Raw genomic sequence first — 20,032 nt, forward strand, 5'->3', positions numbered from 1 at the left:
CCGAATCGGTGTGCTAGCCTGCACAAATTCTCATCACATTGCTAATGTGCCCGCTGAGTGGGCAGGTGAACATGGCCATTCAGATCGGCTCCATCACGCTTGCTGGTCCGGTGATTCTCGCCCCCATGTCCGGGGTGAGCGATCTGCCGTTCCGCCGTCTCGTCAAGAAGTCCGGATGCGGCCTCGTCGTGTCCGAGATGATCGCCAGTCAGGCGATGATCCGGGAGAACCGGCAAACCCTGCGCATGGTGCAGACGGAACCGGAAGAATTTCCCATGTCGGTCCAGCTCGCCGGCTGCGAGCCGGAGGTGATGGCCGAGGCCGCCAAGCTGAACGAGGATCGTGGTGCCGCCATCGTGGACCTGAACTTCGGCTGCCCGGTGAAGAAGGTGGTCAACGGCAACGCCGGCTCGTCCCTGATGCGCGACGAGGTTCTGGCCGGCCGGATCCTGGAGGCGACCGCCACGGCGGTGTCGATCCCGGTGACGCTGAAGATGCGCATGGGCTGGGATTTCGACTGCCTGAACGCGCCGACGCTCGCCCGCATCGCGGAGCAGAGCGGGATCAAGCTGGTCACCGTGCACGGCCGCACCCGCAACATGTTCTACAACGGCACCGCCGACTGGGCCTTCGTGCGCAAGGTGAAGGACGCGGTGAGCATTCCCGTGGTCGTGAACGGCGACATCGACAGCTTCGACGCCGTGGACCGCGCGCTTGCGGAGTCCGGCGCCGACGGCGTGATGATCGGGCGCGGCAGCTATGGGCGCCCCTGGTTCCCCGGTCAGGTTATGCATTACCTGCGCACCGGCGAGCGGCTGCCGGATCCGCCTTTGCGCGAGCAGCTGGACACGCTGCTGGAGCATTACGACGCCATGCTGTCCCATTACGGGATCGAGGGCGGCCTGCGCGTCGCCCGCAAGCACATCTCCTGGTATTCCAACGGCTTGCGGAATTCCGCTGAGTTTCGCCAGGAGGTGAACCGCATGTCCGACCCCGACGCGGTGCGCCGCTTCATCCGTGATTTCTACGCCCCGGCAATCGAAAGGATGGCCGCCTGATGGCCCGCTCTTCCGCCGCCACCACGATGCAACGCCGCGCTTCCCGCCAGCCCTCCTTTCGTTCCAGCGGCATCGACCCGTCGGCGGTGCTGAGCGCGCTGCCCGACCCGGTTCTGGTCGTCGATGGATCGGGCGAGATCCGTTACGTGAATTTGGAGGCGCAGCAGTTCTTCGATCTGTCCGCCGCCATGATGGAAGGCACGCCGCTCGTCGATCTGTTGCCGCCTGACAGTCCGGTGATGGGGCTGATCGAGCAGGTGCTGCGCGGCAGCCTGCGCGTGTCGCAGGAAGGCGTCACCATCGACACGCCGCGCATCGGCCCGCATCAGGTCACCGTCCGGGTGACGGCCATGGGCGAGCCGTCCGACCATGTGTTGGTGACGATCAACGAACGCTCGATTGCCCGAAAAATCGACAACTCGCTGACGCATCGGCATGCAGCCCGCTCGGTCACCGCCATGGCGGCGATGCTGGCGCACGAGGTGAAGAACCCGCTGTCGGGCATCCGTGGCGCCGCGCAGCTGCTGGAAGAGAACTGCGACGAGCAGGACCGGGTGCTGACCCGCCTGATCTGCGATGAGGCCGACCGCATCGTCGCGCTGGTCAACCGGATGGAGGTTTTCTCCGACGAACGCCCGCTGGAGCGGGGCGCGGTGAACATCCACACGGTGCTGGAGCATGTGCGTAAGGTGGCGCAGAGCGGCTTCGCCCGGAACATCCGCTTCGTCGAGCGGTATGATCCGTCGCTGCCGCCGGTCTACGGGAACCGCGACCAGCTTATCCAGATTTTCCTGAACCTGATTAAAAATGCGGCAGAGGCTGCCCCCGAACCGGGCGGTGAGATCGTGCTCAGCACATCGTATCAGCACGGCGTGCGCATGGCCTTGGCGGGCGGCGACACGCGGCTGCATCTGCCGTTGCTCGTATCCGTGCAGGACAATGGCGACGGCATTCCCGAAGACTTGCGGTCGAACCTGTTCGATCCCTTCGTCACCACGAAGGTGAACGGAACTGGCCTCGGACTTGCATTGGTGGCGAAAATCATTGGCGACCACGGCGGCGTCATCGAGTTTGACAGCCAGCCGCGCCGCACCGTCTTCAAGGTCTCGCTGCCCATGTACGATGAATCGCAGAACACCAGCGATCCCGCTCCGGCAAAAGGCGTTCGAGGTGCCCGCGGATGAGTGCGGCCACGATCCTCGTCGCGGATGACGACCGCGCGATCCGCACCGTCCTGACGCAGGCGCTCGCGCGCCTCGGTCACGACGTGCGCACCACCGGCAATGCGTCCACGCTGTGGCGCTGGGTGGCGGACGGGCAGGGCGATCTGGTCATCACCGACGTGGTGATGCCGGACGAGAATGGCCTGGACCTGATCCCGCGCATCAAGAAGATCCGCCCCGACCTGCGCGTCATCGTGATGAGCGCGCAGAACACGCTGATCACCGCCGTGAAGGCGGCCGAGCGCGGCGCGTTCGAATACCTGCCCAAGCCCTTCGACCTGAAGGAGTTGGTGTCGGTCGTCGAGCGGGCGCTGAACTCCAACACCCCGCCGGCCGCGCTGCCGTCGGACGCGGGCGAGGGGGACGAACAGCTGCCGCTGATCGGCCGCTCCCCGGCGATGCAGGAGATCTACCGGGTCCTTGCCCGTTTGATGGGCACCGACCTGACCGTGACCATCACCGGCGAGTCCGGCACCGGCAAGGAGCTGGTCGCCCGCGCGCTGCACGATTACGGCAAGCGCCGCAACGGTCCCTTCGTCGCCATCAACATGGCGGCGATCCCGCGCGAGCTGATCGAGTCCGAGCTGTTTGGCCACGAAAAGGGCGCCTTCACGGGGGCTACCAACCGCTCTACTGGCCGGTTCGAGCAGGCGCAGGGTGGCACCCTGTTCCTGGACGAAATCGGTGACATGCCGCTGGAGGCGCAGACGCGCCTGCTGCGCGTGCTGCAGGAGGGTGAGTACACCACCGTCGGCGGGCGTACGCCCATCAAGACGGACGTACGCATCGTCGCCGCAACCCACCGGGACCTGCGCACGCTGATCCGCCAGGGCCTGTTCCGCGAGGATCTGTTCTATCGCCTGTGCGTCGTGCCGATCCGCCTGCCGCCGCTGCGCGAGCGTACGGAAGACGTGCCGCTGCTGGTGCGCCATTTCCTGAACCTCTGCGCGGCGCAGGGGCTGCCGGTCAAGAGCATCGACCAACCGGGCATGGACCGGCTGAAGCGGTACCGCTGGCCCGGCAACGTGCGCGAGCTGGAAAACCTCGTCCGCCGTCTGGCCGCCCTGTACTCGCAGGAAGTCATCAGCCTCGACGTGATCGAGGCGGAGCTGGCGGACGCCGCGCCGGCCGCCCAGCCAGTGGAGGAGCCGCAGGGCGAGGGCCTGTCCTCCGCCGTCGAGCGACACCTGAGGGACTATTTCGCCGCGCATCAGGACGGCATGCCGTCCAACGGCCTGTATGACCGTGTCCTGCGGGAGGTCGAACGGCCGCTGATCGCGCTCAGCCTGTCGGCGACGCGAGGCAATCAGATCAAGGCGGCGCAACTGCTCGGCCTCAACCGCAATACGCTGCGCAAGAAGATCCGGGATCTGGACATCCAGGTGGTTCGCGGCCTCAAATGAGGTCGTGAACCACACCGTCAGCGTGCCTTTTTTGTGACACGGGAGCCCGTCGCCTAGGCCGAAAGCCGGCTTGATGGGACTGTCCGAAAGGCGGGGGGGCTTACCGCTTGGCAGCCCGGCAACAGCTGGTGTATCTTTCTGGCAACAATACCGGTTGCCGGATTCATGTCGCCTACACCACCTGAAAACGCCACGGCCCGTTGGCAGCAGTTCCTCCGCTGGTCGGCCCGCGTCGGGTTGACCAAGCGGCTGGCGACCGCGCTGTCCCTGGCCGCCCTGGCGGCGGGGTTCGCCACCTACACGGCGCTGACCGAAAGCGCGCCGTTCGGCGAGGCGAACCCGCGTACGGTCACCCTGCTGCTGACGCTCGACCTTGCGCTGCTGCTGCTGCTCGGCGTGCTGATTGCGCGGCGCATCGTCACCATCTGGATCGGGCGCCGCCGCGGCCTCGCCGGATCGCAGTTGCACGTGCGGCTGGTGCTGGTGTTCAGCCTTCTGGCGGTGGCGCCGGCCATCATCATGGCCGCCTTCGCGACGGTGTTCTTCTACGTCGGCGTCCAGTCCTGGTTCAGCGACCGGGTGCGCACGGCGGTGAACGAGTCCCTGGCCGTCGCCAGCGCATACCTGCACGAGCACCAGCAGAACATCCGCGCCGACGCGCTCGCCATGGCGAACGACCTGAACCAGGAGGCGGCGCGGCTGTCCAGCGACCCCGAGCGGTTCGAACAGGTGGTCGCCACCCAGGCCATGCTGCGCGCCCTATCGGAAGCCATCGTCTTCAACGGCACGACCGGTTCCATCCTGGCGCGGTCCGGCTACACCTTCACGCTGGAATTCGATCCGATCCCGGAAGACAAGCTGCTGATGGCGCGCCGGGGCGAGGTGGTGCTGATCATCAGTGAGAACGACGACCGCGTGCGCGCGCTGGTCCGGCTCGACCGCTACGCCGACACGTACCTGTACGTCGGCCGCATGGTGGAGCCACGCGTTCTCTCCCACATGGCCTCGGCGCAGGGGGCGGTGCAGGAGTACGCCGCCCTGGAAAGCCAGCGCGGCAGCCTTCAGATCACCTTCACGCTGATCTTCCTGGTGGTGGCACTGCTGCTGCTGCTGGCCGCCGTGTGGGCGGGGCTGATCTTCGCGACCAAGCTGGCGCGGCCGATCAGCGCCCTGATCGGCGCGGCGGAGCGCGTGCGCGCCGGCGACCTGACGGTGCGCGTCACCGAACCGCCGGGTGAGGACGAGCTTGGCCTGCTGTCGCGCGCCTTCAACCGCATGACGACGGAGATCGAAAGCCAGCGCCACGAGCTGCTCTCGGCCAACCGCCTGATGGACGAGCGCCGCCGCTTCACTGAAACGGTGCTGGCCGGCGTGTCGGCCGGCGTGTTCGGCCTGGACGCGGAAGGGCGTATCAACCTGCCGAACTTGTCGGCGGCGCGGCTGCTGGGCGTCGAGGATCCGGAAACGCTGATCGGGCGAAAGCTGGCCGAACTGTCGCCGGAAATGGGCGACCTGCTGGAGAACGCGCCGAAGCGGCCGGGCCGCGTGGTGCAGGACCAGATCCAGATCCGCCGTCCGGGCGGCGTGCCGCTGACCCTGCTGGTGCGCATCACCGCCGAGGGGCGGTCGAGCGCCGGGGAAGTGCGCGGCTACGTCGTGACCTTCGACGACATCACGGAGTTGGTGTCCGCGCAGCGCAAGGCCGCCTGGGCCGACGTGGCGCGCCGCATCGCGCATGAGATCAAGAATCCGCTGACGCCGATCCAGCTGTCGGCGGAACGATTGCGCCGCAAGTACCTGAAGGAGATCACCTCCGACACCGAGGTCTTCACCATGTGCACGGACACCATCGTGCGGCAGGTGGACGACATCCGGCGCATGGTGGACGAATTCTCGGCCTTCGCGCGCATGCCCCAGCCGGTGATGAAGCCCTGCAACATCAACGACCTCGTCCGGCAGGCGGTGTTCCTGCAATCGAGCGCGCACGCCGGCCGGATCAAGTTCGAGATGGAGCTCCCCCCCGGCCCGCTGACCTTGCCCTGCGATAGCCGGCAGATCAGCCAGGCGCTGACCAACCTGCTTCAGAACGCCGCTGACGCCATAGAGGGGCGGCCGGCACCGGCGGACGGGTCGGAACTGCCGCCGGGCGCGGTGGCGATTCGGGTGAAGGCGGACGAGGAGCGCGTGGCGCTGACCGTCGAGGACAACGGCAAGGGCCTGCCCACCGAAGAGCGGGACCGGCTGACCGAACCCTATGTGACGACGCGGGCCAAGGGCACCGGCCTGGGCCTCGCCATCGTCAAGAAGATCATGGAGGACCATGGCGGCGTGCTGACCCTGGAGGACCGCGAAGGCGGCGGGGCACGCGTTGGTCTGGTGATTCCGAACAGTTCCGTGGCCGAGGGCGACGCCCGAGGCGGCAGCGACACGCCGGCGGAGACCGGTGGAGAGAAGAGGCAAGCAGCCCATGGCGCATGACATTCTGATCGTCGATGACGAAGCGGATATCCGGATGCTCATTGCGGGCATCCTGAACGACGAGGGCATGAAGACGCGCGAGGCCGCCGACGCCGATCAGGCGTTCGCGCAGGTGGCCGCGCGGCGGCCGAGCCTCGTCGTGCTCGACATCTGGCTCCAGGGCAGCCGTCTGGACGGCCTGCAGATCCTGGAACAGCTGATGCGCGACCACGCGAATCTGCCGGTCATCATGATTTCCGGACACGGCAACATCGAAACCGCCGTGTCGGCCATCAAGATCGGCGCCTACGACTTCATCGAGAAGCCGTTCAAGGCCGACCGGCTGCTGCTGATGGTGGACCGCGCCATCGAGGCCGCCCGGCTGAAGCGCGAGAATGAAGAGCTGAAACTGCGCGCCGGCGGCGACGTGGAGCTGATCGGCCGCTCCGCCGCCATCAATCAGGTGCGGCAGAGCATCGAGAAGGTCGCTCCGACCGGCAGTCGCGTGCTGATCACCGGCCCGGCCGGATCCGGCAAGGAGGTGGTGGCCCGCCTGATTCACGCGCGCTCGCGCCGCAACGGCGGGCCGTTCGTCGGGCTGAACTGCGCCACCATGCGGCCGGACCGGCTGGAGGTGGAACTGTTCGGCACCGAGGCCGGCGTGGATGGCGCGGGCCGCAAGATCGGCACCTTCGAACAGGCGCACGGCGGCACGCTGCTGCTGGACGAGGTCGCCGACATGCCGCTGGAAACCCAAGGCAAGATTGTCCGCGCCTTGCAGGAGCAGGTGTTCGAGCGCGTCGGCGGCGGCCATCGGGTCGAGGTGGACGTGCGCGTCATCGCCACCTCCAACCGCGACCTCCAAGCCGAGATCGAGCAGGGGCGGTTCCGCCAGGATCTGTTCTACCGCCTGTCGGTCGTGCCGATCCGCGTGCCCTCGCTGGCCGAGCGGCGCGAGGACATTCCGCTGCTGGCCCGCCATTTCATGCAGCGCTCGTCGGAAGCCGCCGGCCTGCCGGCGCGCGAGTTCGGCGAGGACGCCATGGCGGCGCTTCAGGCTTACGACTGGCCGGGCAACGTGCGCCAGCTGCGCAACGTGGTGGACTGGCTGCTGATCATGGCCCAGGGCGACCCCAAGGAGCCGATCCGCGCCGACCAGCTTCCCCCGGAGATCGGCGCCATCACGCCGACCGTGCTGAAGTGGGACAAGGGCGGCGAGATCATGGGCCTGCCGCTCCGCGAAGCCCGCGAGGTGTTCGAGCGCGAGTATCTGCTGGCCCAGGTCACGCGCTTCGGCGGCAACATATCCCGGACCGCCGCTTTCGTGGGCATGGAACGCTCCGCCCTGCACCGCAAGCTGAAGTCGCTCGGCGTGCACGGCAGCGAGAAGGGCAAGCTGTTCGTGGAGTGATGCGGCGTTCTTCCCTCCCCCTTCTTCGGGGGAGGGAAGAACGGGCGGCCTTGGTGCCTCGCCCGCTTGATGGTAACCTCCCCGGCTTGAATGCCCGGAAAACGGGCGGGGGAAGGGTGAAGGGGCCGTGAAGGTCATTGTCTGTGGGGCCGGGCAGGTCGGCTCGAACATCGCGCGTTATCTGGCATCCGAAGGCAATCACGTCACCGTGATTGACCAGTCGGCCGAGCTGATCCAGCGCATCAGCGACACCCTGGATGTCCAGGCACTGGTCGGCCACGCGTCGCACCCCGACGTGCTGGAAGCGGCCGGGGCTGGCGAAAGCGACATGATCATCGCGGTCACCCAGATCGACGAGATCAACATGGTCGCCTGCGAGGTGGCGCACGCGCTGTTCAACGTGCCCACTAAGATCGCGCGCGTGCGCAACCAGAGCTATCTGAAGCCGATCTGGGCCAACCTGTTCAGCCGCGACCACCTGCCGATTGACGTCATCATCTCGCCGGAAATCGCGGTGGCGCGGGCCATCGCCCGCCGGCTCCAGGTTCCGGGCGCCTTCGACATGATCCCGCTGGCCGACGGCAAGGTGCGCGTGGTGGGCGTGCTGTGCACCGAGACCTGCCCGGTCCTGCACACGCCGCTGCGCCAGCTGACCGGCCTGTTCCCGGACCTGGGGCTGGAGGTCGTGGCGATCATCCGCAACGACAAATCGATCATCCCCACGGGCGACGACCAGATGCTGCCCGGCGACGAGGTCTATTTCGTCTGCGACAACCGGCACCTGAGCCGCAGCATGGCGGCCTTCGGGCACGAGGAGGTGGAGGCGCGGCGCATCATCATCCTGGGCGGCGGCAACATCGGCCTTTGTCTGGCGGAGGAGCTGGAGGCCAACTACTCCCACGTCGCCGCCCGCATCATCGAGGTGAACCGCACCCGCGCGCAGTATGTGGCGCAACGCCTGTCGCGCACGATGGTGCTGCACGGCGACGGCCTCGACCCCGAAATCCTGGAGGAAGCCAACGTCCGCGCGACGGAGACGGTGGTCGCCGTCACCAACGACGACGAGGGCAATATCCTGTCCTCGCTGCTCGCCAAGCGCAACGGCGCGCGGCGCGTCATCACGCTGATCAACAAGACGTCCTATTCGGCGCTGGTCACGCCGCTGGGCATCGACGCCATCGTCAGCCCGCGCGCCATCACGGTGTCGAACATCCTCCAGCACGTCCGGCGCGGCCGCATCCGCGCCGTGCACAGCCTGCGCGAGGGCTTCGCCGAGGTGATCGAGGCGGAGGCGCTGGAAACCTCCGCCGTTGTCAACACGCCGCTGAAGGACATCAATCTGCCGTCCGGCGTGATCGTCGGCGCCATCGTGCGCGGCGACGACGTGATCATCCCGCGCCCCAACACGGTCATCCGGCCGAAGGACCGCGTCATCATTCTCGCCACCGTCGGACAAGTGAAGAAGGTGGAGAAGATGTTCGCGGTTCGTCTTGAATTTTTCTGATCGCTACCCTTATAGTTTGGACTGCGAACAAATCATCATGGCTCGATGGGCATACGTCAACGGCCGCTACCTGCCGCACCGGCAGGCGGCGGTGCACGTGGAAGACCGCGGCTTTCAGTTCGCCGACGGCGTCTACGAGGTGGTCAGCCTCCTCGACGGACGCTTCGCGGACATGGACGGCCACATGGAACGGCTCGGGCGCAGCCTGACGGAACTGCGGATGCCCTGGCCCGTTTCCCCGCGGACCTTGGAAATGATCGCGCGGGAATTGGTGCGCCGGAACGGGATCATGAACGGATCGGTCTACATCCAGGTGACGCGGGGTGTCGCGCCGCGCGACTTCAAGTTCCCGGCGGACGCCAAGCCGACCCTGGTCCTGACAGCCAAACGTGTCACGGCCTTCGCCAAGCCGGAGCAGTTGGAGAAGGGCGTTTCGGTCATCACCGTGCCAGACATCCGCTGGGGGCGTTGCGACATCAAGACGGTCGGGCTGCTGGCCCCGGTGCTCGCCAAGCAGCAGGCGGCCGAGTCCGGGGCATACGAAGCCTGGATGATCGATGCCGATGGGCTGGTGACGGAGGGAAGCTCGTCGAACGCCTGGATCGTGACGGGGGAGGGGCGGGTGGTCACCCGGCCGCCGTCGAACCGAATCCTAAACGGAATCACGCGCCTGTCGCTGCTGCGGCTGGCCGCGGCGCGCGGACTGCCGGTGGAGGAACGGTCCTTCACGGTGGCGGAGGCGTTGGCGGCGCGCGAGGCGTTCCTGTCCTCGGCTGGAACCTTCGCCATGCCGGTGACGCGCATCGACGGAAAGCCGGTCGGCGACGGAAAGCCGGGGCCGGTCACGATGGCGCTTCGGCAGGCCTATCTGGATTATGTGGCGGGCCATGGCACCGGCTCCATGGCGGAGACGCCGGCATGACCAAGCTCCTGTCAGACATCCCGCTGCCCAAGGCGGTCCTGCCCAAGGCGGTCCTGTACGACTGGGACAACACGCTGGTGGACAACTGGGGCACCGTGCGCGCTGCGCTGAACCACGCGCTGGTGACCTTCGGCCACGCCCCCTGGACCGAATCCGAGGCGCGCGAGCGAATCAAGCAGTCCATGCGCGACAGCTTCCCCCGGCTGTTCGGCGAGCGCTGGACCGAGGCGCGCGATGTCTTCCACGGCTATTTCGCCGAACATCACCTGGAGCATCTTCGCCCCCTGCCGGGTGCGGAGACGTTGTTGCGGGCCTTCGCAGAGCGCGGGATTTATCAGGCGGTGGTGTCGAACAAGACCGGCCGCTTTCTGCGCGCCGAGGCCGACAAGCTGGGCTGGACCGGCTATTTCGGCCGTCTGGTCGGCGCCCAGGACGCCGAGTTCGACAAGCCGCACGCCGCCCCGGTTCGGATGGCGCTGGAGCCGGCGGGGATCGAGCCGGGGCCGGACGTCTGGTTTGTCGGCGACGCCGATGTCGATATGGAATGTGCCCATGGCGCGGGGATGGTCCCGGTGCTAATAGGGTCCGGCGAGGGGAGTGGTTTCGGCCAATTCCCACCGACTCACCACTATGACACTTGCCATGCGCTGTGTGGCTTGGTGGGAAGCAGTGGTGATACCATATCGGTTCGGGCAGGGGGCGAGTCGGTTGCAACGCACACCAGACCTTAACGCTGCGGGGACGTGGGCTCCAGGTTAGGAGCCCCAAGAACACTGAAGAAGGGGGCGACATAAATGTCTGAAAAAAGCCAAAATGTGCAGGACGTGTTTCTCAACCACGTCCGTAAGAACAAGACTCCCGTGACCGTTTTTCTTGTGAACGGCGTTAAACTTCAGGGGATCATCACCTGGTTCGACAACTTTTCCGTCCTGCTGCGGCGCGATGCGCATTCGCAGCTGGTCTACAAGCATGCAATCTCCACCGTGATGCCTGCGCACCCGATTCAACTTTTCGAGCCGCCCAAGGAAGGTGAAAGCGTCTGATCCTTCGACCAATGGCGACGGCCGGGCGCCCAACGCCTCCGGCCGGGCCATCGTGGTCCACCCCGTCCTCCGCAATGAGACGGACGGGGCTTTGCGTCCTCCTGAATCCTGCCTCGACGAGGCGGTGGGCCTTGCGCTCGCCATTGAACTGGATGTCGTGCACGCCGAATGCGTGCGGGTGAACCGCCCGCAGCCTTCGACGCTGCTGGGATCCGGCACGGTGGAGCACCTCGCCCAGATCGTCGAGGAAGCGGAGGCTTCCCTTGTCATCATGGACCATGCCCTGTCGCCCGTTCAGCAGCGCAACCTGGAAAAGGGGCTGAAGGCGAAGGTCATCGACCGCACCGGTCTGATCCTGGAGATCTTCGGCGCACGCGCCCGCACGCGCGAAGGCATGCTCCAGGTCGAACTGGCGGCGCTGACCTACCAGAAGTCGCGGCTGGTGCGGTCCTGGACCCACCTGGAACGCCAGCGTGGCGGCTTCGGCTTCCTGGGCGGCCCCGGCGAATCGCAGCTTGAGATCGACCGCCGCCTGATCGGCGACCGCATCATCAAGATCAAGAAGGAGCTGGACGAGGTCCGCCGCACCCGCGGCCTTCACCGCAAGGCGCGCGCCAAGGTGCCGTACCCGGTGGTGGCGCTGGTCGGCTACACCAACGCCGGCAAGTCCACGCTGTTCAACCGGCTGGCCAACGCCGACGTGTTCGCCAAGGATTTGCTGTTCGCCACGCTGGACCCGACCATGCGTCAGGTGACGCTGCCGTCCGGCCGCAAGGTGATCCTGTCCGACACGGTGGGCTTCATCTCCGATCTGCCGCACGGCCTCGTCGCCGCCTTCCGCGCCACGCTGGAGGAGGTGGACGCCGCCGACATCATCCTGCACGTCCGGGACATATCGCACATCGACACCGACGCCCAGAAGGCCGACGTGCATGAGGTGATGCGCGACATGGGCATCGACCCGGACGAGGACGAGCGGGTGATCGAAGTGCTGAACAAGATCGACGCACTGGACGGGGAGTCGCGGGACGCGGTGCTGGCACAGACCAGTCGCAATCCGCGCGCCGTGGCGGTGTCCGCCCTGACCGGGGGTGGCATCGACGACCTCGACCTCCTGCTCGACCAGCGCATGAACGCGCACCGGCAGGTGGTCGATCTGTCGGTGAAGCTGGACGATGGTGCGGCCCTGGCCTGGCTCTATGCCAAGGGCGAGGTTCTGGACCGCCGCGACGACGAGGAGCAGGCCCACCTGCACGTTGCCATCGACCCGGCCGACCTCGCGCGGTACGAGAAGCGTTTCGCGCAAGGCTGAAGATTTGGGCGCGGCGGGAATCGTTCGTCCACGCGACGACGTGCCGCGCCCGATCCCTCTCCAGGCTTATGCGGAAAGCGAGGTAGTCTTTTCCGTAATCGCTCCCGACTTCTGGACGGGGGCAATGTCATTCGCAAGGAATGGCGTTCCCGAAGGGAGGACTGCCAATGCGATTGCAGACGGACCCGTCTCGCTTTTCGATCACCGCTTTCCTGGCCGATCAGGTGACCCTGGTGGCGCGGGAGGAGCAACTCTCGCCGGGGGCCGCGGTGCTGCGCATCCAAGAGTTGTCGCGCGACCCGGTCGGCCGTGCCCGCCTGCTGGAAATCATCAGCGACGCCTGGCGGCGGGAAACCAACCCGGCGGAGAGCAGCAAGATCGCCGCCCTGCGTTCCGAGATGGCCGCATGGGTTCTCCACGCCGCGACCAACGACGGTCGGCCGCATTCCTGAAGATCGCTTCCGAACGACAAGAGAGGGCACGGACATTTGTCCGTGGCGGCGGGGCGGGCAGGGCGCCATAATGCGCACTGCCTCGCCAAGTTTTCTCGCCCCACAAATCTCCCGCCGTGGTCCTGTGCGCTTCCTGACCGCCCTTCTCCCCCTCCTCCTGCTGGCCGGCACCGCCTTGGCCGCCGAGCCCGCCTTGCCGCCGGGCTATGTCGAGGAGGTGGAGAACCCGCCGGAAGATCCGCTGCCGCCCGTGCCGGAGGAATTCCCGCTGGCGCCGCTTGGGCCCGTGGTGACGGCGCCGGACCCGCACACCTTGCTGAAGGAGTGCAAGGAGTCCACCTTTACGGATTGCTTCCGCCTGTGGCAGCCGCCTCCGCCACCGCCCGAGGAGGAGAAGAAGGAGGCGCGGCAGACCCCGTCTCCGCCCGATCCGAACGAGCCGCGCCAGCCGGCGGTCGGCGGACCGCTGACCGGGACGCCGCCGCCCCCGAATCCGCAGGCCGATCAGGCGACCTACGAGGCGCTGGTCAAGGCGCTGAAGGAAACCGGGGTGGACAAGAACATCCTGATGCCGGAGCCGCCCAAGGACGGAAGCACGACGCTGCAACTCGACCCGAAACCGAACCAGACGGCACCGAAAAAGTGACGAGCTTCCAAATCCCCGACGTTGACCGCGTTTCCGCCATCATCCGCGAGGTGGCCGAGACCGAGATCCTTCCCTATTTCCGCGACCTTGCCAACGCCGGCGTGCGCGAGAAGACCGGTCCCGGCGACCTCGTGACGCTGGCCGACGAGGTGGGCGAGCGCGCGCTGACCCCGCGTCTGATGGAGCTTCTGCCCGGCAGCACGGTGGTGGGTGAGGAGGCGGTGTCCAACGACACGTCGCTGCTGGACCGCGTGCATGGCGACGCGCCGGTGTGGATCATCGACCCGGTGGACGGCACCATCAATTTCGCCAACGGCAAGCCCCTGTTCGCGGTGATCGTCGCGCTCGCGGCCAAGGGCGAGACCCTGGCCGGCTGGATTTACGATCCCTGCGACGGCCGGATGGCGACGGCGGTGAAGGGGCAGGGCGCCTATCTGAACGGCAAGCGCGTCCACGTCGCGCCGGCCGCACCGCTGCCCGAGATGACCGGCGCGCTGTCCACGCGCTTTTGCGAGAAGGCGCTTGGCCGTCAGTTGGACGAGCGCGGCAAGACGCTCGGCCCGCGCGTGTGCCTGTCCAGCGCGGCGCAGGAGTATCTGCGCCTGCTGGACGGCCGCGCGCATTTCTCCCTGTATCACCGCCTGATGCCCTGGGATCACGCGGCGGGCGTCCTGCTGCACGCCGAGGCCGGCGGCTACAGCGCTCTGTTCAACGGCGAGCCCTATCGTCCGACAGCGCTCGGTGGCGGCGTGATGCTGGCGCCCGACCGCGAAAGCTGGCAGGCGCTGCATACGCATCTGTTCGGTTAGGCTTCTCCGCGCTCCTCGCGCTTGGCCTGTTGCCAGAGGGCTTCCATCTCATCGAGGGTGGCGTCCTCCGGCTTGCGGCCCTGTTCAGCCAGCAGGGCTTCGATGCGGTGGAAGCGCCGCTCGAATTTCGCGTTGGTGCCGCGCAGGGCCGATTCCGGCTCCACCTTCAGGCGACGGGAGAGGTTGACCAGGGCGAACAGCAGGTCGCCCATTTCGTCGGCCACCCGCTCCTGCGCAGCGCCGCTGTCCATCTCATGGCGGAGTTCGCGCACCTCCTCCTCGATCTTGTCGAGGATGTCGCGGGCATCGGTCCAGTCAAAGCCGACGCGGGCGGCGCGGTTCTGGAGCTTCAGCGCGCGGGTCAGGGCGGGCAGGCCGGCGATGACGCCTTCCAGGGCGGAGGGTGCGCGGCCTTCCTCGGCGGCCTTGGCGGCGCGCTCGGCGGCCTTGTGCTCCTCCCAGCGGGAAGTCTGGTGATCGGCTGTCTTCACCTCGTCGGCGCCGAAGACGTGCGGATGGCGGCGGATCATCTTGTCGGCGATGACGCCAGCCACCTCATCGAAATCGAACAGCCCTTCCTCGCGGGCCATCTGGCTGTAGTAGACGACCTGAAAGAGCAGGTCGCCCAACTCCTCGCGCAGGGCCGTCCTGTCGTTCTTTTCGATGGCGTCGGCGACCTCGTACGCCTCCTCGATCGTGTGCGGGGCGATGGTCTTGTAGGTCTGTTCGAGGTCCCAGGGGCAGCCGCCGTTGGGATCGCGCAGGCGGGCCATCACGTCGATAAGGCGGTCGATGTTGCGGGCCATAAGCTCTTTTTCCGGGATGGAGTTCGGGAAACGGGCAGGGGACCTTAACCGAGCCGGGCGGCGCAGGGAAGGGCGGCCCCTTGCACAGCCTCTACGGGTATGGCATTCCTCCCGCCGATCCTTACGAAATGTAGGGCCTTGCGAGCTGTAGGGTTCATGCTGCGCCTCCGGACCTTCCTGCGCGGCGCCGCGATGGCGCTGTCCCTGCTTGCGCTTGGCGCGGCCCCGGCCATGGGCGCCGCGCAGAAGTTCCTGCGCATGCCGGACGTGCGCCAAGTGGGCGAGGACGGGGCCGGCATCGCCGCATTGCAGGCGGTCTTCGCCTATTACGGGCTGGACGGGCGGCAGGACGTGCTGCGCCAGCGCCTGACCGAGCGCGGCAGCTCGCCCAACGATTTCCGCCAGATCGTACGCGTCGCCAACGAGTACGGGCTGAAGGCGACGGTCATGAGCAAGATGACCGAACAGCAGTTGCGCGATCAGATCAGCAAGGGCTTTCCCGTGATTGTCGCCGTGCAGGCCTGGATCGAGGGCGGCGGCACGCGGTCGATCACCGACTGGGCTCGGCGCAAGGAGAACGGCCACTGGCTGGTCGCACTGGGCTACGACGACATGGCGTTCTATTTCGAGGATCCGGCGATCTTCGGCATCGGCGCCATCCGCCGCGACGTGATGCCGTTCCGCTGGCACGATTACGACGCCAAGGGCAACCGGCTGGAGCATGTCGGCATCGTGGTGGAGGGGCCGAGTCCGGGGCGGTACGATCCGTCCATTGCAGTGCCTATCGACTGATCCTCCGGGAGGAGCAATAAAATTCGCATAAGATGTATTATGGAAAATAGAATGCGTGGGTGAAGTAGGGCGGTTGTCGGGATGGCTGTCGACACAGCCGGGGCTTGGGTCGTGGCCCTGTCGATTGCGCAGGTATCAGTTATCCTCGTACAGACCCTTGTCGGCGTCGCGGTGGCAAGCGGTGCAGTTGGATTTGGAGCGAACGTCCGGCCGTGACCAGATGTGTGCGCGGAAATCGTGTTCACGTGTCCACCAGCGCTGTTCGGTGATCCGCGTGAGGCGCCCGTCGCCGAGGCGGCCGGCGTTGGACGTCAGATAGGCGCGGATGTCCACCACGGCCTGTGGGTCCAGGCTGGCGTTGTCGCCGAAATGGGTTGCGAGGTCGTCCATGATGCGGCCCCAGCTTGCCGCCGGAAGCAACTGCGGCTGAAAGGCCATGTGGCATTCACCGCATTCCTTCTGCGTTGCCGCGTGGGCGATGGGTGTGACGCGTTCCATCTCGTTGGCGAACGCAGCGGTGGTCGTGATGGCCGCCAGGATGGCGAGGGTGACGGCGGGCAAGCGCATGAGCGTCGGTCCTTTCATTGTCCGGCGAGGAAGGTGATGAAATCGCCCTTTTCCTGAGCCGTGCAGGCTCGGCCCAACACGTTCGGGCAGTCGCGGGAGAAGCGCTTTTCAACGTCGGCGTCGTCGGTGAAGCGCGCTGGATTGACCGAGACGGCCATGGGCTTGATCGCGCGCCCGGTGATGGCGTGGCGCCCTTCCCTCTTGGGATCGGCCGTGTGACAGGCGGCGCAAGCGTTCGTTTCGGGCTTCCCGCCGGTGTGCGGGCCGAGGTAGAGCGCGCGCCCGCGATCCGCTGAGAAACCGGCAAAGGACGGATTTTCGGCGCGGGCCTGGGCGGCATATCCGGTGAGAATTCCGTCGCGGCTGGCGTTCGACGCGGCAAGGGCGGTCCCGATGCCGAGGCCGGCCACAAGGCCGAGGGCGACGGAACGGATCATGGGAATCATAGCGCGCGGATCTCCGGTTTGGACCCGTGCTTCAAGGCCTGGAGCAGCAGAACCAGAGCCACGTGACCGATGACGATGGGCAGCGAGAACTCGCTGATGGCTTCGTGCAGATGTTCGACGGCGACCACGACGTCGCTGATGGCGCCGGTGACGGCGGAGGCGCCGATGACCACCAGCAGAATGGCGGCCATCCAGGCGTAAACCGGGTTGCGCCGCTGGTTTCCCAGCGACCAAGTCGGGCGCGGAAGGCGCAGCGGACTTCCCGTCGGCGCCAGCAGCCCGGCCACGACGCGCACGGCGATGGCGGCCAGAGCCGTGTAGCCGGCGACCTGATGCAGGACATAGGTATCCTCGTCGCCGGTCATTTGGGCGATGATGAAGGCACCGGACAGGGCGGCGTGAAAGAACAGAAGAACCGTCATTTCGGCGGCGGTGGGCTTCCGCGGCGGCATGGCGGGCAGGCTCCGCTCAGTCATCGTCATGGTCGGAAGCTCCATGGTCGGAAGTCAGGGAGGCGACGGTTCCGGCGATCCCCTGCCCTTTCACGGCGGCCTGCCAGGACAGCGCCGCCGCCCCGATCAGCATCGAGGCGACGATGGTGTGGATGAGCATCCGGCGGATCATTCCGCAGCCTCCTCTTGTCATTCGGTGCGTTCGGGCGAAGACTGCACCTTGGAACCTGAACGGGGGCTGAGCCGTGCGTTCAGGCTCCGTTCATCTGTGGGGGCGTCCAATGGCGCCGATCCCGGAAACCGTTCAAACCGCCATGCCGAATCTTCGCCTTGCACCGCTGTTGGGGGCTCTGTTTTTGGGGGCTGGGCTTTTAGGAGCCGGACTTCTGGGGGCCGAGGCCGCGCGGGCCGACGATGACCACGACCGCGCGCGCGAGGCGCTGCGTGAGGGGCGCGTCCTGCCGCTCGAAACCATCGTCGCGAAGGCCGGCGCGGACTTTCCCGGCGACATCCTGGACGTGGAACTGGACGAGGAAGACGACGGCATCGTCTATGAGATCAAGACGATCACCGCCGACGGGCGCATCCTGAAGCTGAAATACGATGCCGCGACCGGCGAACTGCTGAAGGTCAAGGGGCGCGGCAACCATGGCAACCATGGCCATGGCCGCCATTCGGACCGGAGGTGATGGGATGCGCCTGCTCGTCGTCGAGGATGATGCCGACCTCGCCCGCCAGCTGACCGAGCGGCTGAGCGCGGAGGGCTACGCCGTGGACCGCGCGGGCGACGGCGAGGAGGGGCAGTTTCTCGGTGAGACCGAGCCTTACGACGCCGTCGTGCTGGATCTGGGACTGCCCAAGGTGGACGGGCTCAGCGTGCTGCGCGCGTGGCGGGCGGCGGGCGTGGCGACACCGGTCATCATCCTGACCGCGCGCGGCACCTGGAGCGAGAAGGTACAGGGCATCGACGCCGGGGCCGACGACTACCTCGCCAAGCCCTTCAACATGGAGGAGTTGCTGGCCCGTGTCCGCGCGCTGATCCGTCGGACCAAGGGCCACGCTTCGCCGGAGATCGCCTGCGGCCCGGTGGTGCTGGACACCCGCACCGGCCGCGTCACGGTGGACGGCCGCCCGGTGGACCTGACCGCACACGAGCACCGCGTGCTGTCCTACCTGATGCACCGCAAAGGACAGGTGGTGTCGCGCACCGAGCTGACCGAACACATCTACGCCCAGGATTTCGACCGCGATTCCAACACCATCGAGGTCTTCGTCGGCCGCCTGCGTCGCAAGCTGGGGGTGGACGTGATCCGGACGGTGCGGGGCCTGGGCTACCGCATGGAGGAGGCGTGACCCGTTCCCTGCGCTTCCGCCTGCTGGCCGGGGCGGCGGTGTGGATCGTGCTGGCGCTCGCCATGGCCGGGGTGGTGCTGTCCGGCCTGTTCCGCGATCACGTGATGGCCCGGTTCGAGGCTGAGTTGGGCAACCATCTGGCCCAGTTGGCGACGCTGCTGGAAATCGCGGGTGACGGCAAGCCGGTGCTGACGCAGCCGCTGAGCGACCCGCGCTTTCGCCGGCCGCTGTCGGGCCTGTACTGGCAGGTTGGCCCGGCCGATGCGCCGGTCCTGCGCGCGCGGTCGCTGTGGGACGAGATCCTGCAGTTGCCAAAGGACGAGGTGGCCGACGGGGAGATCCACCAGCACCGGATTCCCGGTCCCGGCGGGCGGTTCGTGATCGTGATGGAGCGGATGATCACCCTGCCCGCCTCCGCCGCTTCTCCCTCCGCCAATCCGATCCGAATCGCGGTCGCGGCGGACGAGAGCGAACTGCTGGCCGTGGTGGACGCGTTCGAGCGGGTGCTGTGGCTGTCGCTGGGCATCCTGGCGGCCGTGCTGATCGCGGCGGCGCTGGTCCAGGTGGCGGTGGGGCTGCAACCCCTGACCCGGCTGCGGGACGAGTTGGCCGCCTTGCGGTCCGGCGCCAAACGGCGCTTCGATTCCGCCGTCCCCAGTGAGGTGGCGCCGCTGGTTGCCGACCTGAACGCCCTGTTGAGTCATTCGGAGGAGGTGGTGGGCCGCGCGCGGTTGCAGGCCGGGAACCTCGCCCACGCGCTGAAGACCAACCTATCGGTTCTGGCGAACGAGGCCGAGGCGTTGACGCCCGAAACGGCGCGAACGGTTGCTCCGGCCATGGCGCGTCGGGTGACGCTGATGCGTCGGCACATCGACCACCACATGGCCCGCGCCCGCGCCGCCGCGTCCCGCGGGCTGCCCGGATCCGGCACGCCGGTGTTGGAAAGAGCCGCCGGTCTGGCCCGCACCCTGGAGAAGCTGCACGCCGGGCGCGGCATCACCTTGACCGTCGCGGTGCCGCCGGGCCTCGCCTTCGCGGGGGAGCGCGAGGATCTGGAAGAGATGCTGGGCAACCTGATGGACAACGCCTGCGCCTGGGCGCGCGGGCGCGTCGTTGTGTCGGCACGGCGCGGGGTGGCGGGGATGATTTCCGTCTTGGTGGACGACGATGGGCCGGGGCTGCCCGTTGACCGGCGCGAGGCGGTGTTGACGGCCGGCGTGCGGCTGGACGAGAGCACGCCCGGCAGCGGATTGGGGCTCGCCGTCGTGCGCGACGTGGCCCGGCTGTACGGCGGTGATGTGCGGCTGGCCGACTCGCCGTTGGGCGGCCTGCGCGCGGAGCTGATGTTGCCGTCCCAGGATTGAGCGCCCAGGATT

The 20,032-nt window shown here is 67.2% G+C and carries 22 protein-coding genes; 17 read left to right on the forward strand and 5 right to left on the reverse strand.

Annotated elements, in window-relative coordinates:
* Positions 1 to 71: 71 nt before the first annotated feature.
* The 13 genes from dusB (at position 72) to J2852_RS18970 (ending at position 14,240) form a co-directional block, all read left to right on the forward strand.
* Entirely contained in the window at positions 72 to 1,058 is a 987-nt protein-coding gene (gene dusB / locus J2852_RS18910; RefSeq protein ID WP_209878384.1) for a tRNA dihydrouridine synthase DusB, read from the forward strand.
* A gap of 26 nt (positions 1,059 to 1,084) precedes the next feature.
* On the forward strand, positions 1,085 to 2,242 hold the full coding sequence (locus tag J2852_RS18915) for a two-component system sensor histidine kinase NtrB (RefSeq protein WP_246499853.1): 1,158 nt from the start codon (positions 1,085 to 1,087) through the stop codon (positions 2,240 to 2,242).
* The gene (ntrC, locus tag J2852_RS18920; protein ID WP_209878387.1) at positions 2,239 to 3,684 is read left to right on the forward strand and encodes a nitrogen regulation protein NR(I); all 1,446 of its coding nucleotides are present in this window, start codon (positions 2,239 to 2,241) and stop codon (positions 3,682 to 3,684) included. The genes J2852_RS18915 and ntrC overlap by 4 nt, the downstream gene beginning before the upstream one ends.
* Before the next feature lie 165 nt (positions 3,685 to 3,849).
* The gene (locus J2852_RS18925; protein WP_209878389.1) at positions 3,850 to 6,162 is read left to right on the forward strand and encodes a sensor histidine kinase NtrY-like; all 2,313 of its coding nucleotides are present in this window, start codon (positions 3,850 to 3,852) and stop codon (positions 6,160 to 6,162) included.
* The gene (gene ntrX / locus J2852_RS18930; RefSeq protein WP_209878390.1) at positions 6,152 to 7,552 is read left to right on the forward strand and encodes a nitrogen assimilation response regulator NtrX; all 1,401 of its coding nucleotides are present in this window, start codon (positions 6,152 to 6,154) and stop codon (positions 7,550 to 7,552) included. Before J2852_RS18925 ends, ntrX begins: the two co-directional genes overlap by 11 nt.
* Before the next feature lie 127 nt (positions 7,553 to 7,679).
* Positions 7,680 to 9,056, forward strand: a complete 1,377-nt coding sequence (gene trkA, locus J2852_RS18935; protein ID WP_209878392.1) for a Trk system potassium transporter TrkA — start codon at positions 7,680 to 7,682, stop codon at positions 9,054 to 9,056.
* Between the two features lie 37 nt (positions 9,057 to 9,093).
* Positions 9,094 to 9,978: a D-amino-acid transaminase gene (locus J2852_RS18940; RefSeq protein WP_209878394.1), complete on the forward strand. Its 885-nt coding sequence runs from the start codon at positions 9,094 to 9,096 to the stop codon at positions 9,976 to 9,978.
* Entirely contained in the window at positions 9,975 to 10,709 is a 735-nt protein-coding gene (locus J2852_RS18945) for an HAD family hydrolase (RefSeq protein WP_209878396.1), read from the forward strand. The genes J2852_RS18940 and J2852_RS18945 overlap by 4 nt, the downstream gene beginning before the upstream one ends.
* A gap of 63 nt (positions 10,710 to 10,772) precedes the next feature.
* Positions 10,773 to 11,021 (forward strand): RNA chaperone Hfq, encoded by a 249-nt coding sequence (gene hfq, locus J2852_RS18950; protein ID WP_012974114.1) that lies wholly within the window; start codon positions 10,773 to 10,775, stop codon positions 11,019 to 11,021.
* A gap of 52 nt (positions 11,022 to 11,073) precedes the next feature.
* On the forward strand, positions 11,074 to 12,333 hold the full coding sequence (gene hflX / locus J2852_RS18955) for a GTPase HflX (protein WP_209878399.1): 1,260 nt from the start codon (positions 11,074 to 11,076) through the stop codon (positions 12,331 to 12,333).
* Between the two features lie 167 nt (positions 12,334 to 12,500).
* Entirely contained in the window at positions 12,501 to 12,785 is a 285-nt protein-coding gene (locus tag J2852_RS18960; RefSeq protein WP_209878401.1) for a hypothetical protein, read from the forward strand.
* 124 nt (positions 12,786 to 12,909) lie between these two features.
* Positions 12,910 to 13,431 (forward strand): hypothetical protein, encoded by a 522-nt coding sequence (locus J2852_RS18965; RefSeq protein WP_209878403.1) that lies wholly within the window; start codon positions 12,910 to 12,912, stop codon positions 13,429 to 13,431.
* Positions 13,428 to 14,240: an inositol monophosphatase family protein gene (locus J2852_RS18970; RefSeq protein WP_209878405.1), complete on the forward strand. Its 813-nt coding sequence runs from the start codon at positions 13,428 to 13,430 to the stop codon at positions 14,238 to 14,240. Before J2852_RS18965 ends, J2852_RS18970 begins: the two co-directional genes overlap by 4 nt.
* On the opposite strand, the gene mazG is transcribed toward J2852_RS18970, so the two are convergent.
* Positions 14,237 to 15,046 (reverse strand): nucleoside triphosphate pyrophosphohydrolase, encoded by an 810-nt coding sequence (gene mazG / locus J2852_RS18975; protein WP_209878407.1) that lies wholly within the window; start codon positions 15,044 to 15,046, stop codon positions 14,237 to 14,239. The genes J2852_RS18970 and mazG overlap by 4 nt on opposite strands.
* Before the next feature lie 156 nt (positions 15,047 to 15,202).
* Between mazG and J2852_RS18980 the strand changes: the two genes are divergently transcribed.
* Positions 15,203 to 15,838: a C39 family peptidase gene (locus tag J2852_RS18980; RefSeq protein WP_209878409.1), complete on the forward strand. Its 636-nt coding sequence runs from the start codon at positions 15,203 to 15,205 to the stop codon at positions 15,836 to 15,838.
* A gap of 135 nt (positions 15,839 to 15,973) precedes the next feature.
* Here J2852_RS18980 and J2852_RS18985 read toward each other — a convergent pair whose 3' ends face one another.
* From J2852_RS18985 to J2852_RS19000, 4 genes are read right to left on the reverse strand one after another with little or no spacing between them, the layout of a single operon-like run.
* Positions 15,974 to 16,405 carry a diheme cytochrome c gene (locus J2852_RS18985; RefSeq protein ID WP_209878411.1) on the reverse strand — a complete coding sequence of 144 codons (432 nt, stop codon included), beginning with the start codon at positions 16,403 to 16,405 and terminating at the stop codon, positions 15,974 to 15,976.
* A 14-nt stretch (positions 16,406 to 16,419) separates the two neighbouring features.
* Positions 16,420 to 16,851, reverse strand: a complete 432-nt coding sequence (locus tag J2852_RS18990; protein ID WP_246499831.1) for a DUF1924 domain-containing protein — start codon at positions 16,849 to 16,851, stop codon at positions 16,420 to 16,422.
* Positions 16,848 to 17,333, reverse strand: coding sequence for a hypothetical protein (locus tag J2852_RS18995; RefSeq protein ID WP_209878413.1), 486 nt, complete (start codon positions 17,331 to 17,333; stop codon positions 16,848 to 16,850). Before J2852_RS18995 ends, J2852_RS18990 begins: the two co-directional genes overlap by 4 nt.
* Positions 17,320 to 17,475 carry a hypothetical protein gene (locus J2852_RS19000; protein ID WP_209878415.1) on the reverse strand — a complete coding sequence of 52 codons (156 nt, stop codon included), beginning with the start codon at positions 17,473 to 17,475 and terminating at the stop codon, positions 17,320 to 17,322. The genes J2852_RS18995 and J2852_RS19000 overlap by 14 nt, the downstream gene beginning before the upstream one ends.
* Before the next feature lie 142 nt (positions 17,476 to 17,617).
* Here J2852_RS19000 and J2852_RS19005 point away from each other — a divergent pair, with 142 nt between their 5' ends.
* From J2852_RS19005 to J2852_RS19015, 3 genes are read left to right on the forward strand one after another with little or no spacing between them, the layout of a single operon-like run.
* Positions 17,618 to 17,992, forward strand: a complete 375-nt coding sequence (locus J2852_RS19005; protein ID WP_209878417.1) for a PepSY domain-containing protein — start codon at positions 17,618 to 17,620, stop codon at positions 17,990 to 17,992.
* A gap of 4 nt (positions 17,993 to 17,996) precedes the next feature.
* Complete coding sequence (locus J2852_RS19010; protein ID WP_209878419.1) at positions 17,997 to 18,656, forward strand: response regulator transcription factor; 660 nt, start codon at positions 17,997 to 17,999, stop codon at positions 18,654 to 18,656.
* Positions 18,653 to 20,020: a sensor histidine kinase gene (locus tag J2852_RS19015; RefSeq protein ID WP_343206780.1), complete on the forward strand. Its 1,368-nt coding sequence runs from the start codon at positions 18,653 to 18,655 to the stop codon at positions 20,018 to 20,020. Before J2852_RS19010 ends, J2852_RS19015 begins: the two co-directional genes overlap by 4 nt.
* Positions 20,021 to 20,032: the final 12 nt, after the last annotated feature.

This window comes from Azospirillum soli, assembly GCF_017876165.1.
GTDB lineage: Bacteria > Pseudomonadota > Alphaproteobacteria > Azospirillales > Azospirillaceae > Azospirillum > Azospirillum soli.

Excerpts from the sequence above, each read along its gene's own strand:
- J2852_RS18960 (WP_209878401.1), top strand. The coding sequence starts at position 12,501 with ATGCGATTGCAGACGGACCCGTCTCGCTTTTCGATCACCGCTTTCCTG.
- J2852_RS18990 (WP_246499831.1), bottom strand. The coding sequence starts at position 16,851 with ATGATTCCCATGATCCGTTCCGTCGCCCTCGGCCTTGTGGCCGGCCTC.
- J2852_RS18925 (WP_209878389.1), top strand. The coding sequence starts at position 3,850 with ATGTCGCCTACACCACCTGAAAACGCCACGGCCCGTTGGCAGCAGTTC.
- J2852_RS18985 (WP_209878411.1), bottom strand. The coding sequence starts at position 16,405 with ATGCGCTTGCCCGCCGTCACCCTCGCCATCCTGGCGGCCATCACGACC.
- J2852_RS19000 (WP_209878415.1), bottom strand. The coding sequence starts at position 17,475 with ATGATCCGCCGGATGCTCATCCACACCATCGTCGCCTCGATGCTGATC.
- hfq (WP_012974114.1), top strand. The coding sequence starts at position 10,773 with ATGTCTGAAAAAAGCCAAAATGTGCAGGACGTGTTTCTCAACCACGTC.
- ntrC (WP_209878387.1), top strand. The coding sequence starts at position 2,239 with ATGAGTGCGGCCACGATCCTCGTCGCGGATGACGACCGCGCGATCCGC.
- J2852_RS18915 (WP_246499853.1), top strand. The coding sequence starts at position 1,085 with ATGCAACGCCGCGCTTCCCGCCAGCCCTCCTTTCGTTCCAGCGGCATC.
- J2852_RS19005 (WP_209878417.1), top strand. The coding sequence starts at position 17,618 with ATGCCGAATCTTCGCCTTGCACCGCTGTTGGGGGCTCTGTTTTTGGGG.
- J2852_RS18940 (WP_209878394.1), top strand. The coding sequence starts at position 9,094 with ATGGCTCGATGGGCATACGTCAACGGCCGCTACCTGCCGCACCGGCAG.
- J2852_RS18980 (WP_209878409.1), top strand. The coding sequence starts at position 15,203 with ATGCTGCGCCTCCGGACCTTCCTGCGCGGCGCCGCGATGGCGCTGTCC.
- J2852_RS19010 (WP_209878419.1), top strand. The coding sequence starts at position 17,997 with ATGCGCCTGCTCGTCGTCGAGGATGATGCCGACCTCGCCCGCCAGCTG.
- J2852_RS18945 (WP_209878396.1), top strand. The coding sequence starts at position 9,975 with ATGACCAAGCTCCTGTCAGACATCCCGCTGCCCAAGGCGGTCCTGCCC.
- J2852_RS18995 (WP_209878413.1), bottom strand. The coding sequence starts at position 17,333 with ATGACGATGACTGAGCGGAGCCTGCCCGCCATGCCGCCGCGGAAGCCC.
- dusB (WP_209878384.1), top strand. The coding sequence starts at position 72 with ATGGCCATTCAGATCGGCTCCATCACGCTTGCTGGTCCGGTGATTCTC.
- ntrX (WP_209878390.1), top strand. The coding sequence starts at position 6,152 with ATGGCGCATGACATTCTGATCGTCGATGACGAAGCGGATATCCGGATG.
- mazG (WP_209878407.1), bottom strand. The coding sequence starts at position 15,046 with ATGGCCCGCAACATCGACCGCCTTATCGACGTGATGGCCCGCCTGCGC.